We start from the raw sequence: 13,428 nt of genomic DNA, 5'->3' as shown, positions 1-13,428 counted from the left end.
CTTCGCGGGGGGATCGCTATAATCGGCGGCTTTTGTTCATGAGTGCGGGGTGTGGGATGCGCGATCGACTGTTGGCTGCGGAGAAGGTGAAGGCCATCGATTGGCGTGATGGTGCCCTGTACCTGCTGGATCAGCGTGTTTTGCCGTTCGAGGAAACGTGGATCGCCTACACCAGCGCCGCTGGCGTGGCCGAGGCCATTCGTTCGATGGTGGTGCGCGGCGCGCCGGCCATCGGCATCAGTGCGGCTTATGCGATGGTGCTGGCGGCCCGCGCTCGAATAGTCGAGGGTGATGACTGGCAGGCCGCGTGGGAAGAGGATTACGCATTGCTGGCTGACTCCCGTCCAACGGCGGTGAATCTGTTCTGGGCCTTGAGTCGCATGCGTGACCGCCTGGATCGTCTCAAGGAGGATGCGGACCCTCTGGCGGCGCTGGAAGCTGAAGCCATCGCCATTCATGAAAGTGATCGCGAAGCCAACCTGACCATGGCGCAACTCGGTGTGGACCTGATCCGCAAGCACCAGGGCAACGCGCAGGCGATCCTGACCCACTGCAACACCGGGGCACTGGCCACCGGCGGGTTCGGCACCGCGTTGGGGGTGATTCGCGGGGCTTTTATCGAAGGCATGGTCGAGCGCGTCTACGCCGACGAAACCCGCCCATGGCTGCAGGGTTCGCGATTGACCGCATGGGAATTGGCCAATGAAGGCATTCCCGTAACGGTCAATGCCGACTCCGCCGCCGCGCACATCATGAAAACCAAGGGCGTGACCTGGGTGATCGTCGGCGCTGACCGGATCACCGCCAATGGCGATGTGGCGAACAAGATCGGCACTTATCAGTTGGCGGTCAACGCCATGCACCACGGCGTGCGCTTCATGGTGGTGGCACCGAGTTCGACCATCGACATGAACCTGGCCAGCGGTGACGAGATTCCTATTGAAGAACGCGATGGCCGCGAGTTGCTGGAAGTCGGCGGCAAGCGGGTCGGGGCGGAGGTTGATGCGTTCAATCCGGTGTTCGACGTGACCCCGGCGGACCTGATCGATGCGATCGTCACCGAAAAAGGCATCGTCGAGCGCCCGGACACGGCGAAAATGGCGCAGTTGATGTGCCGCAAGCGTCTTCATTGAGAGCGTCTGGCGCCTTGTAAATCGACATCGCCAGCAGGCTGGCTCCCACAGGTTTTATGATCGACACCGATCCTGTGGGAGCCAGCCTGCTGGCGATGAGGCCCTAAAAGTCAACAAACATCCGTAAATCAACTGCCAATTCTGCATTCGGAGCGGCTCTAAGCCTCTCTCGTCCGCTTTCAGCCTGCCACCAGTCAACTAACTACACTCCATGCGCGTCTGGGGGATAGGTGCGTGGCGGCTCTTGTGATAACATCCGGCGTTTTCCGAGGCAGTCCCACGGGGTTGTCTTTACTGCGCAAATCCATGGTTCAACTTGCTGATTTGTCGTAAGTCGGTGCATGGCACTCAGCCTGCAGCGGCGAGCTTCGTTCGTCCCATATGGATGTGACGAGGTTTCACCAGAAAAAGGAATCGAGCTTCTCATGGGCGAACTGGCCAAAGAAATCCTCCCGGTCAATATCGAAGACGAGCTGAAGCAGTCCTACCTCGACTACGCGATGAGCGTAATCGTCGGGCGGGCCCTGCCGGATGCGCGCGATGGCTTGAAGCCCGTGCACCGGCGTGTGCTGTTCGCGATGAGCGAGCTGGGCAACGACTTCAACAAGCCGTACAAGAAATCTGCCCGTGTTGTCGGTGACGTGATCGGTAAGTATCACCCGCACGGTGATACCGCGGTGTACGACACCATCGTCCGCATGGCGCAGCCATTCTCGCTGCGTTACCTGCTGGTAGACGGTCAGGGCAACTTCGGTTCGGTGGACGGCGACAACGCCGCCGCCATGCGATACACCGAAGTGCGCATGACCAAGCTGGCGCACGAGCTGCTGGCTGACCTGCATAAAGAAACCGTGGACTGGGTGCCGAACTACGACGGCACCGAAATGATCCCGGCGGTCATGCCAACCCGTATTCCCAACCTGCTGGTCAACGGTTCCAGCGGTATCGCCGTCGGCATGGCGACCAACATCCCGCCGCACAACCTCGGTGAAGTCATCGACGGTTGCCTGGCACTCATCGACAACCCTGAGTTGACCATCGATGAGCTGATGCAATACATCCCCGGTCCGGACTTCCCGACTGCGGCGATCATCAACGGTCGCGCCGGCATCATCGAAGCCTACCGCACCGGTCGCGGACGCATTTACATGCGCGCCCGCTCGATGATCGAAGACATCGACAAGGTCGGTGGCCGTCAGCAGATCGTCATCACCGAACTGCCTTACCAGTTGAACAAGGCCCGTCTGATCGAGAAGATCGCCGAGCTGGTAAAAGAGAAGAAACTCGAAGGCATCACCGAACTGCGCGACGAGTCCGACAAGGACGGTATGCGCGTTGTGATCGAGCTGCGTCGTGGCGAAGTGCCTGAGGTGATCCTCAACAACCTCTACGCCCAGACCCAGCTGCAAGCGGTCTTCGGTATCAACATCGTCGCGCTGATCGACGGCCGTCCACGCATCCTGAACCTCAAGGACCTGCTGGAAGCCTTCGTTCGTCACCGTCGCGAAGTCGTTACCCGCCGTACCGTGTTCGAACTGCGTAAAGCCCGCGAACGTGGTCACATTCTGGAAGGTCAAGCGGTTGCCCTGTCGAACATCGACCCGGTCATCGCCCTGATCAAGGCTTCGCCGACCCCATCGGAAGCCAAGGAAGCGCTGATCAAGACGGCGTGGGAATCTTCCGCCGTGGTCGCGATGGTTGAGCGTGCCGGTGCTGACTCTTGCCGTCCAGAAACCTTGGACCCGCAATACGGTCTGCGCGAAGGCAAGTACTTCCTGTCGCCGGAACAGGCACAAGCCATTCTGGAACTGCGTCTGCACCGTCTGACCGGTCTGGAGCACGAAAAGCTGCTGGCCGAGTATCAAGAGATCCTCAACCAGATCGGCGAGCTGATCCGTATCCTCAGCAGCGCCACGCGCCTGATGGAAGTGATCCGCGAAGAGCTGGAAGTGATCCGCGCCGAATACGGCGACGTGCGCCGCACCGAGATTCTCGATGCCCGCCTCGACCTGACCCTGGGAGACATGATCCCGGAAGAAGAGCGCGTCGTGACCATCTCCCACGGTGGCTACGCCAAGACCCAGCCATTGGCTGCGTACCAGGCCCAGCGTCGTGGCGGTAAAGGCAAATCGGCTACTGGCGTCAAGGACGAGGACTACATTGCTCACCTGCTGGTCGCCAACAGCCACACCACGCTGCTGCTGTTCTCCAGCAAAGGCAAAGTGTACTGGCTGAAAACCTACGAAATTCCGGAAGCGTCCCGCGCTGCCCGTGGTCGTCCGCTGGTCAACCTGCTGCCGCTGGACAGTGATGAATACATCACCACCATGCTGCCGGTCGACGAGTACACCGAAGGTCACTTTATCTTCATGGCCACTGCCAAAGGCACCGTGAAGAAGACCCCGCTGGAATCCTTCAGCCGTCAACGCAGCGTCGGCCTGATCGCGCTGGAGCTGGACGAAGGCGACGTACTGATTTCAGCTTCCATTACAGATGGCAGCCGCGAGGTCATGCTGTTCTCCGACGGCGGCAAGGTGACTCGCTTCAAGGAAACCGACGTTCGCGCCATGGGCCGTACCGCTCGCGGTGTCCGCGGCATGCGTCTGCCGGAAGGCCAGAAGCTGATTTCCATGTTGATCCCGGAAGAAGGCAGCCAGATCCTCACCGCTTCGGCCCGTGGTTTCGGCAAGCGCACGGCGATCACCGAGTTCCCTGAGTACAAGCGTGGCGGTCAGGGCGTTATCGCCATGGTCAGCAACGACCGTAACGGCCGTCTGGTCGGTGCAGTCCAGGTACTCGACGGCGAGGAAATCATGTTGATTTCCGATCAGGGCACTTTGGTTCGTACTCGTGTCGACGAAGTCTCCAGTCTGGGTCGTAACACCCAGGGCGTGACCCTCATCAAACTCGCCAGCGATGAAACGCTGGTAGGTCTGGAGCGGGTTCAGGAGCCTTCGGAAGTCGAAGGCGAAGAGCTCGAAGGCGAAGAGGGTGAAGAAGGGGTAGTGTTCGACGGTGAAGTCGTGATCGACGACGTTGTCGAAGACCAGCAACTCGACGCCGCAGCCGACGAAGAGCCGCAGGAATAAGCGGACAAACAGGGGGCGGATGAAAATTCGCCCCCTTGTTGTTTGTCCCATTTGAAATATCGACACCCACGAAGATCCCTTGTGGGAGCGGGCTTGCTCGCGAAGACGGACTGACATTCAGCACAGATGTCGCCTGTTACATCGCTTTCGCGAGCAAGCCCGCTCCCACATTGGATCTGTGTCGACTGATATGTTTGTACGATCCACCAAATCAGAGCGAGATTGGATGTGAGCAAGAGAGCCTATAACTTCTGTGCCGGTCCTGCGGCACTTCCCGAAGCTGTCCTGCAGCGCGCCCAGGGTGAACTCCTTGATTGGCACGGCAAGGGCCTGTCGGTCATGGAAATGAGCCATCGCAGTGATGAGTTCGTGTCCATCGCCACCAAGGCCGAGCAGGATCTGCGTGATCTGCTGAATATCCCCTCGAACTATAAAGTGCTGTTTCTGCAAGGTGGCGCCAGCCAGCAATTTGCTCAGATTCCTCTGAACCTGTTGCCGGAAAGCGGCACCGCCGACTATATCGATACCGGTATCTGGTCGCAGAAAGCCATCGAAGAGGCCTCCCGATACGGCCACGTCAACGTTGCCGCTACCGCCAAGCCCTACGACTATTTCGCAATTCCCGGTCAGAACGAATGGAGCCTGTCGAAAGATGCGGCCTACGTTCACTACGCACCGAACGAAACCATCGGCGGTCTGGAATTCAATTGGGTCCCGGAAACCGGTGACGTTCCGTTGGTTGCCGACATGTCCTCGGACATCCTGTCGCGCCCAATCGATGTTTCGCGCTTCGGCATGATCTACGCCGGCGCACAGAAAAACATCGGCCCGAGCGGCATCGTGGTGAATATCATCCGCGAAGACCTGTTGGGGCATGCCCGTTCCCTGTGCCCGACCATGCTCAACTACAAGGTCGCGGCCGATAACGGCTCGATGTACAACACCCCGCCAACCCTCGCCTGGTACCTGTCCGGTCTGGTATTCGAGTGGCTGAAAGAGCAGGGTGGTGTTGAAGCCATCGGCAAGCTCAACGACGTGAAGCAGCGCACGCTGTACGACTTCATTGACGCCAGCGGTTTGTACAGCAACCCGATCAACAAGTCGGATCGCTCGTGGATGAACGTGCCGTTCCGCCTGGCTGACGATCGTCTCGACAAGCCATTTCTGGTCGGTGCCGACGAGCGTGGCCTGTTGAACCTCAAAGGCCACCGTTCCGTGGGCGGCATGCGTGCCTCCATCTATAACGCCGTCGACATCGTTGCGGTCAACGCACTGGTTTCGTACATGGCAGAGTTCGAGAAGGAACACGGCTAATGTCTGAGCAAGAACTCAAGGCACTGCGCGTTCGCATTGATGCCCTGGACACCAAAGTCCTGGAGCTGATCAGTGAGCGCGCACGCTGCGCCCAGGAAGTTGCGCGAGTAAAGATGGCCTCGCTGGCCGAAGGCGAAGTGCCGGTGTTCTATCGTCCTGAGCGTGAGGCTCAGGTGCTCAAGCGCGTGATGGAGCGCAACCAGGGGCCGCTGGGCAACGAAGAGATGGCGCGTTTGTTCCGCGAAATCATGTCGTCGTGCCTGGCTCTCGAACAGCCGCTGAAAGTGGCGTACCTCGGCCCTGAAGGCACCTTCACCCAAGCCGCAGCCATGAAGCATTTTGGCCACGCGGTGATCAGCAAGCCGATGGCGGCGATCGACGAAGTGTTCCGTGAAGTGGCGGCCGGTGCGGTGAATTTTGGCGTGGTCCCGGTGGAAAACTCCACCGAAGGCGCGGTCAACCACACCCTCGACAGCTTCCTCGAACACGACATGGTCATCTGTGGCGAAGTAGAGCTGCGGATCCACCATCACCTGTTGGTGGGTGAAAACACCAAGACCGACAGCATCAGCCGCATCTATTCCCACGCCCAGTCGCTGGCCCAGTGCCGCAAGTGGCTGGACGCGCACTACCCGAATGTCGAGCGCGTGGCGGTGTCGAGTAATGCCGAAGCGGCCAAGCGGGTCAAGGGTGAGTGGAACTCGGCGGCGATTGCCGGCGACATGGCCGCCAGCTTGTACGGGCTGACCCGTCTGGCCGAGAAAATCGAGGATCGCCCGGACAACTCCACGCGCTTCCTGATGATCGGCAGCCAGGAAGTACCGCCGACCGGCGACGACAAGACGTCGATCATCGTCTCCATGAGCAACAAGCCCGGTGCGCTTCATGAGTTGCTGGTGCCGTTCCACGACAACGGTATCGACCTGACGCGAATCGAGACCCGTCCGTCGCGCAGCGGTAAATGGACCTACGTGTTCTTCATCGACTTCGTCGGCCACCACCGTGATCCGTTGATCAAAGGCGTATTGGAAAAGATCAGTCAGGAAGCAGTAGCACTCAAAGTGCTGGGTTCCTACCCGAAAGCAGTTCTCTAAGGGGTAGCAAATGAGTGGCAACTTCCTCGCTCTGGCACAGCCGGGCGTGCAACAACTTTCGCCTTACGTTCCGGGAAAACCCGTGGACGAACTGGCGCGCGAGCTGAACATCGATCCAGCGAAGATCATCAAGCTGGCCAGCAATGAAAACCCGTTGGGCGCCAGTCCAAAGGCGCTGGCGGCCATTCGCGACGAACTGGCCGAGCTGACCCGCTATCCGGACGGCAACGGTTTTGCGCTCAAGACCCTGCTGGCCGAGCAGTGCCGCGTAGAGCTGAATCAGGTGACGCTGGGCAACGGTTCCAACGACATTCTGGAGCTGGTGGCGCGCGCTTACCTGGCGCCCGGCCTGAATGCGGTGTTCAGTGAGCATGCGTTTGCGGTCTATCCGATCGCCACTCAAGCCGTCGGCGCTACGGCCAAAGTGATCCCGGCCAAAGACTGGGGTCATGATCTGCCGGCCATGCTGGCTGCGATTGATGCAGATACTCGTGTGGTGTTCATCGCCAACCCGAACAACCCGACCGGAACCTGGTTCGGTGCCGAGGCGCTGGACGAGTTCCTGCAGGACGTGCCGGAGCACGTTCTGGTGGTGTTGGACGAGGCCTACATTGAATACGCCGAGGGCAGCGACTTGCCGGATGGTCTGGATTTCCTGGCGGCGTACCCGAATCTGCTGGTCTCGCGCACGTTCTCCAAGGCTTATGGCCTGGCGGCACTGCGGGTCGGTTATGGCTTGTCCACCCCTGTGGTTGCCGATGTGCTGAACCGCGTGCGTCAGCCGTTCAACGTCAACAGCCTGGCCTTGGCCGCTGCGTGCGCTGCGCTGCAAGACACCGACTACCTGGCGAAAAGCCGTCGCCTGAACGAATCTGGCATGCAGCAACTGGAAGCGGGTTTCCGTGAGTTGGGGCTGAGCTGGATTCCATCCAGGGGCAACTTCATCTGCGTCGATATGGGGCAGGTGGCGGCGCCGATCTTCCAGGGATTGCTGCGCGAAGGCGTGATCGTGCGTCCGGTGGCCAACTACGGCATGCCGAACCACCTGCGCATCACCATCGGTTTGCCGGCTGAAAACAGCCGCTTCCTCGAGGCGCTGACCAAGGTTCTGGCTCGTGGTTGATGTCACTGCACTGCAATCTGCTGCCCCTATGATCGGTCGCCTGGTTGTGGTCGGCCTTGGGTTGATCGGCGGTTCGTTTGCCAAGGGGTTGCGTGAAAGTGGCCTGTGCCGCGAAGTGGTCGGGGTCGATCTCGACCCGCAGTCGCGCAAGCTCGCGGTTGAATTGGGCGTGGTGGATCGCTGCGAAGAAGACCTGGCAGTTGCTTGTCAGGGCGCGGATGTGATCCAGCTCGCCGTGCCGATCCTCGCCATGGAAAAAATGCTTGGCCGATTGGCCGGCATGGACCTGGGGCAGGCGATTCTGACCGACGTTGGCAGCGCCAAAGGCAATGTGGTGCGTGCCGCGACCGAAGCGTTTGGCGGCATGCCGTCGCGTTTTGTGCCGGGCCATCCGATTGCCGGTTCCGAGCAGAGCGGGGTGGAAGCCTCCAATGCCGAGCTGTTCCGTCGCCATAAAGTGATTTTGACGCCACTGGATCAAACCGATCCGGCTGCGCTGGCAGTGGTCGACCGTTTGTGGCGCGAATTGGGCGCCGATGTCGAGCACATGCAGGTTGAGCGTCACGACGAAGTGTTGGCGGCGACCAGCCATTTGCCGCACTTGTTGGCGTTCGGTTTGGTCGATTCGTTGGCCAAGCGCAATGAAAACCTTGAGATCTTCCGTTACGCTGCGGGCGGTTTCCGCGATTTCACAAGAATCGCGGGTAGCGACCCGGTTATGTGGCACGACATCTTCCTCGCCAACCGCGAAGCTGTCCTGCGCACACTTGATACATTTCGCAGCGACCTCGACGCCTTGCGCGACGCGGTCGATGCAGGGGATGGGCACCAATTGTTGGGCGTATTCACTCGCGCCCGGGTTGCCCGCGAACATTTCAGTAAAATCCTGGCCCGCCGGGCTTATGTGGACGCTATGAACTCCAACGACCTGATTTTCCTGGCACAACCTGGTGGCCGCCTGACTGGGCGGATTCGAGTACCAGGCGATAAATCGATTTCCCACCGTTCGATCATGCTCGGCTCCCTGGCCGAAGGCGTCACCGAAGTCGAAGGCTTCCTTGAGGGCGAAGACGCCCTGGCGACCTTGCAAGCCTTCCGCGACATGGGCGTGGTGATCGAAGGTCCGCACCACGGTCGCGTGACCATTCACGGCGTCGGCCTGCATGGCCTGAAACCTGCGCCGGGCCCGATCTACCTGGGTAACTCCGGCACTTCGATGCGTCTGCTGTCCGGCCTGCTGGCTGCGCAGAACTTCGATAGCACGCTGACGGGCGATGCTTCGCTGTCCAAGCGTCCGATGAATCGCGTGGCCAATCCGCTGCGTGAAATGGGCGCCGTGATCGAGACCGCCGCTGAAGGTCGTCCACCGATGACTATTCGTGGCGGCAACAAGCTCAAGGGCCTGACTTACACCATGCCGATGGCCAGTGCTCAGGTTAAATCCTGTCTGCTGCTGGCCGGCCTGTATGCCGAAGGCAAGACCACCGTTACCGAGCCGGCTCCGACTCGCGATCACACCGAGCGCATGCTGCGGGGCTTCGGCTACCCGGTTACCGTCAATGGGGCTACCGCGTCGGTCGAATCCGGCCACAAGCTGACCGCTACCCATATCGAAGTACCAGGCGATATCTCTTCGTCGGCGTTCTTCCTGGTGGCGGCATCGATCGCGGAAGGTTCGGAGCTGGTGCTTGAGCACGTTGGCATCAACCCGACCCGTACCGGCGTGATCGACATCCTGCGTCTGATGGGCGCTGACATCACCCTGGAAAACCAGCGTGAAGTCGGCGGCGAAGCGGTGGCTGACCTGCGCGTAAAGGCAGCTAAACTCAAGGGTATCGAGATTCCCGAAGCGCTGGTTCCGCTGGCCATCGACGAATTCCCGGTGCTGTTCGTGGCCGCGGCCTGTGCCGAAGGGCGCACCATCCTGCGTGGCGCCGAAGAGCTGCGAGTCAAGGAGTCGGACCGTATCCAGGTCATGGCTGATGGCTTGCTGGCGCTGGGCGTCAAATGCGAACCGACCCCGGACGGCATTATCATCGACGGCGGCCAAATCGGCGGCGGCGAAGTGCACGGTCACGGCGATCACCGGATTGCCATGGCCTTCAGCGTGGCTTCGCTGCGCGCCACCGCACCGATCCGCATCCATGACTGTGCCAACGTCGCAACCTCGTTCCCGAACTTCCTGGCGCTGTGCGCGCAGGTCGGCATCCGTGTTGCACAAGAGGCTCAGTCGTGATTATCAAGCCACCGGTCATCACCATCGACGGGCCTAGCGGCTCGGGTAAGGGCACTATTGCCGGGATCCTGGCCAAGCGCCTGGGCTGGTGCCTGCTGGATTCCGGTGCGCTGTACCGTTTGCTGGCATTCGCTGCGCGCAATCATGGCGTCGACCTGACCAATGAAGAGTCGCTGAAGCTGCTGGCCGCTCATCTGGACGTGCAGTTCGTCGGCGCGACCGAAGGTCATCCGCAGCGAATCATCCTTGAAGGTGACGATGTCACTGATGATTTGCGCAACGAACAGGTGGGTGCCTGGGCTTCCCAGGTGGCGGCCTTGCCGGCCGTCCGCGACGCTCTGCTTCAGCGTCAACGGGCGTTTCAGGAGCCTCCAGGGTTGGTCGCCGATGGCCGCGACATGGGCACGGTGGTTTTCCCTGACGCGCCGCTGAAGATATTCCTCACTGCCAGTGCCGAGGAGCGTGCTCGCCGTCGATACTTGCAGTTGAAGGGCAAAGTCGATGGTGTTAGTCTGTCGAGTCTGCTAGATGAGATACGTGCACGCGATGAGCGTGACACCCAGCGAGCGGTAGCCCCGCTCAAACCGGCGGCTGACGCCATACAGCTGGATTCCACGGAATTATCCATCGATCAGGTGCTGGAACGCATCATGAGCGAGATCGCCATTCGCGATATAGCCGGGTGACCAAGAAGCTCCACAGGGGACCAGTCATAGTCTTGTGGTGCTTCTTCTAATGAACGTAACCCACGTCGTCTGGGATGTGGAGATGGGCGTATCCTTCGCCCTTATTCAACAGGAATTAAAATGAGCGAAAGCTTTGCGGAACTCTTTGAAGAAAGCCTAAAAACCCTGAACCTTCAGGCAGGCTCCATCATCACCGGTGTTATCGTTGATATCGATTACCAAGCTCGCTGGGTAACCGTTCACGCTGGCCTGAAGTCTGAAGCACTCATCCCGCTTGAGCAGTTCTACAACGATGCTGGCGAACTGACTATCAACGTCGGTGACGAAGTTCACGTTGCTCTGGACTCGGTTGAAGACGGCTTTGGTGAAACCAAGCTGTCCCGTGAAAAAGCCAAGCGCGCTGAATGCTGGATTGTTCTGGAAGCAGCCTTCGCAGCCGAAGAAGTGGTCAAGGGCGTTATCAACGGTAAGGTTAAAGGCGGCTTCACTGTCGACGTTAACGGCATCCGTGCGTTCCTGCCAGGTTCTCTGGTTGACGTCCGTCCTGTGCGCGACACCACGCACCTGGAAGGCAAAGAGCTGGAATTCAAGGTCATCAAACTCGACCAGAAACGCAACAACGTTGTCGTTTCCCGTCGTAGCGTGCTTGAAGCCGAGAACTCCGCTGAGCGTGAAGCTCTGCTGGAATCCCTGCAGGAAGGCCAACAAGTCAAAGGTATCGTCAAGAACCTCACCGATTACGGCGCATTCGTCGATCTGGGTGGCGTCGATGGCCTGCTGCACATTACCGACATGGCTTGGAAGCGTATCAAGCATCCTTCCGAAATCGTCAACGTTGGCGACGAGATCGATGTCAAGGTTCTGAAGTACGATCGCGAACGCAATCGTGTTTCCCTGGGCCTCAAGCAACTGGGCGAAGATCCATGGGTTGCTATCAAAGCCCGTTACCCAGAAAGCACTCGCGTTACCGCTCGTGTAACCAACCTGACCGACTACGGCTGCTTCGCTGAGCTGGAAGAAGGCGTTGAAGGCCTGGTACACGTTTCCGAAATGGACTGGACCAACAAGAACATCCACCCTTCGAAAGTCGTACAAGTCGGCGACGAAGTGGAAGTTATGGTTCTGGACATCGACGAAGAGCGTCGTCGTATCTCCCTCGGCATCAAACAGTGCAAATCTAACCCATGGGAAGATTTCTCTGGCCAGTTCAACAAGGGCGATAAAATCTCCGGCACCATCAAGTCGATCACCGATTTCGGTATCTTCATTGGTCTGGACGGCGGCATCGACGGTCTGGTTCATCTGTCCGACATCTCCTGGAACGAAGTGGGCGAAGAAGCCGTTCGCCGCTTCAAGAAGGGCGACGAGCTGGACACCGTTATCCTGTCGGTTGACCCAGAGCGCGAGCGCATCTCCCTGGGTATCAAGCAACTGGAAAGCGATCCGTTCTCCGAGTACGTCCAAGAGAACGACAAAGGCGCAATCGTTAAAGGCATCGTGAAAGAAGTTGACGCTAAAGGCGCCATCATCACTCTGGCCGACGATATCGAAGCGACTCTGAAAGCCTCCGAAATCAGCCGTGACCGCGTTGAAGACGCGCGCAACGTTCTGAAAGAAGGCCAGGAAGTAGAAGCCAAGATCATCAGTGTTGACCGCAAGAGCCGTGTAATCCAGCTCTCCATCAAGTCGAAAGACGATGCTGAAGAGAAAGAAGCCATCCAAAGCTTGAAAGACAAGCCTTCGGATAGCATCGCTGCTGGTCCTACCACTCTGGGCGACCTGTTGCGTGCACAAATGGAAAAACAGAACTAAGTTCTGTCAGACCATAGAAAAAGGGCGACTTCGGTCGCCCTTTTTTGTGCCCGGGATTTGGTGAGCGTGTTGATAGGACATGGCGGGGTGATGGCCGTTGAAACCAATGGCCCTTGTTGGCTGTCTCTTTCTTTAATGGGATCAATCGCTTATTTGCAGCTAGTCTTTAGCTCAAGCGAACGAAAGCCGGGCAGGGTGCCTGCCATAAGGAAGTGAATGAACAAGCTCATTGTCGCAATGGCACTACTGACGTTGGCGGGTTGTGGCACGACCGCCAAAACCCATGCTGTACGCGGAGTCAGTGGCGTAGAGATAGATTGTTCAGGATTGGGTTCTGGATGGGAGAAGTGTCGTAAGCGCGCGGACAAAGAATGCAGGGCTGCCGGTTACAAGGTTATAGCAAGGTCCGATGATGCCAAGGATGAGGATGAGTTTCCCTTTGGTTTTAATCCCGCGGGTTATCTGACGCGCACCATGCTGGTTATCTGTCGCTGAGGCTGATTAGTGTTGAGGTTTGTTGATTTCAGGAAGGGCATTGCTGGTAAAGATAATGTAGATCCCTGGGCTGTTCAAAACTCTCCGGGCATGCTAAAACCTTTGAAGCGCTTTTCCTAGCTGCTTGAAAAAGAAGGGAAAAATATGACGAAGTCGGAGTTGATCGAACGAATTGTCACCCATCAAGGGCTGCTCTCATCCAAGGATGTAGAGCTGGCCATCAAGACCATGCTCGAGCAAATGTCTCAATGCCTGGCCACCGGCGATCGTATCGAGATCCGTGGTTTTGGCAGCTTTTCACTGCACTATCGTGCGCCGCGGGTTGGTCGTAATCCGAAGACGGGTCAGTCGGTTAGCCTCGATGGCAAGTTTGTTCCTCATTTCAAGCCGGGCAAGGAATTGCGCGATAGGGTCAATGAGGAAGAGGAGGAGGGGGTTTGATTTTG

General features: G+C 58.7%; 10 protein-coding genes. All 10 read left to right on the top strand.

Annotated features, from left to right (window positions below):
- Nucleotides 1-56: 56 nt before the first annotated feature.
- The 10 genes from mtnA to ihfB all read left to right on the top strand — a co-directional run bounded on the left by mtnA (nucleotide 57) and on the right by ihfB (nucleotide 13,423).
- Nucleotides 57-1,133 (top strand): S-methyl-5-thioribose-1-phosphate isomerase, encoded by a 1,077-nt coding sequence (mtnA, locus tag ACA051_RS21035; RefSeq protein WP_497371766.1) that lies wholly within the window; start codon nucleotides 57-59, stop codon nucleotides 1,131-1,133.
- A 425-nt stretch (nucleotides 1,134-1,558) separates the two neighbouring features.
- Nucleotides 1,559-4,222 carry a DNA gyrase subunit A gene (gyrA, locus tag ACA051_RS21030; RefSeq protein WP_219095353.1) on the top strand — a complete coding sequence of 888 codons (2,664 nt, stop codon included), beginning with the start codon at nucleotides 1,559-1,561 and terminating at the stop codon, nucleotides 4,220-4,222.
- Nucleotides 4,223-4,450: 228 nt separating this feature from the next.
- Nucleotides 4,451-5,536 (top strand): 3-phosphoserine/phosphohydroxythreonine transaminase, encoded by a 1,086-nt coding sequence (gene serC, locus ACA051_RS21025; RefSeq protein ID WP_497304447.1) that lies wholly within the window; start codon nucleotides 4,451-4,453, stop codon nucleotides 5,534-5,536.
- A complete protein-coding gene (pheA, locus tag ACA051_RS21020; RefSeq protein ID WP_162436108.1) occupies nucleotides 5,536-6,630 on the top strand; it encodes a prephenate dehydratase in 1,095 nt (364 codons plus the stop codon). Before serC ends, pheA begins: the two co-directional genes overlap by 1 nt.
- 10 nt (nucleotides 6,631-6,640) lie before the next feature.
- Nucleotides 6,641-7,753, top strand: a complete 1,113-nt coding sequence (gene hisC, locus ACA051_RS21015) for a histidinol-phosphate transaminase (RefSeq protein ID WP_497371764.1) — start codon at nucleotides 6,641-6,643, stop codon at nucleotides 7,751-7,753.
- Nucleotides 7,754-7,781: 28 nt separating this feature from the next.
- Nucleotides 7,782-9,989, top strand: a complete 2,208-nt coding sequence (locus ACA051_RS21010) for a bifunctional prephenate dehydrogenase/3-phosphoshikimate 1-carboxyvinyltransferase (protein ID WP_497375615.1) — start codon at nucleotides 7,782-7,784, stop codon at nucleotides 9,987-9,989.
- Nucleotides 9,986-10,675, top strand: coding sequence for a (d)CMP kinase (cmk, locus tag ACA051_RS21005; protein WP_059406801.1), 690 nt, complete (start codon nucleotides 9,986-9,988; stop codon nucleotides 10,673-10,675). Before ACA051_RS21010 ends, cmk begins: the two co-directional genes overlap by 4 nt.
- 120 nt (nucleotides 10,676-10,795) lie before the next feature.
- Complete coding sequence (rpsA, locus tag ACA051_RS21000) at nucleotides 10,796-12,487, top strand: 30S ribosomal protein S1 (RefSeq protein WP_008148721.1); 1,692 nt, start codon at nucleotides 10,796-10,798, stop codon at nucleotides 12,485-12,487.
- A 216-nt stretch (nucleotides 12,488-12,703) separates the two neighbouring features.
- Nucleotides 12,704-12,982 (top strand): hypothetical protein, encoded by a 279-nt coding sequence (locus ACA051_RS20995; protein ID WP_497371761.1) that lies wholly within the window; start codon nucleotides 12,704-12,706, stop codon nucleotides 12,980-12,982.
- Nucleotides 12,983-13,126: 144 nt separating this feature from the next.
- A complete protein-coding gene (gene ihfB / locus ACA051_RS20990; protein WP_003189779.1) occupies nucleotides 13,127-13,423 on the top strand; it encodes an integration host factor subunit beta in 297 nt (98 codons plus the stop codon).
- The last annotated feature ends 5 nt before the right edge of the window (nucleotides 13,424-13,428 follow it).

The organism is Pseudomonas sp. LBUM1669, assembly GCF_059695705.1.
This window is presented reverse-complemented; position numbering and strand designations above follow the sequence as displayed.

Excerpts from the sequence above, each read along its gene's own strand:
- mtnA (WP_497371766.1), top strand. The coding sequence starts at position 57 with ATGCGCGATCGACTGTTGGCTGCGGAGAAGGTGAAGGCCATCGATTGG.
- ACA051_RS21010 (WP_497375615.1), top strand. The coding sequence starts at position 7,782 with ATGATCGGTCGCCTGGTTGTGGTCGGCCTTGGGTTGATCGGCGGTTCG.
- rpsA (WP_008148721.1), top strand. The coding sequence starts at position 10,796 with ATGAGCGAAAGCTTTGCGGAACTCTTTGAAGAAAGCCTAAAAACCCTG.
- gyrA (WP_219095353.1), top strand. The coding sequence starts at position 1,559 with ATGGGCGAACTGGCCAAAGAAATCCTCCCGGTCAATATCGAAGACGAG.
- ACA051_RS20995 (WP_497371761.1), top strand. The coding sequence starts at position 12,704 with ATGAACAAGCTCATTGTCGCAATGGCACTACTGACGTTGGCGGGTTGT.
- ihfB (WP_003189779.1), top strand. The coding sequence starts at position 13,127 with ATGACGAAGTCGGAGTTGATCGAACGAATTGTCACCCATCAAGGGCTG.
- hisC (WP_497371764.1), top strand. The coding sequence starts at position 6,641 with ATGAGTGGCAACTTCCTCGCTCTGGCACAGCCGGGCGTGCAACAACTT.
- pheA (WP_162436108.1), top strand. The coding sequence starts at position 5,536 with ATGTCTGAGCAAGAACTCAAGGCACTGCGCGTTCGCATTGATGCCCTG.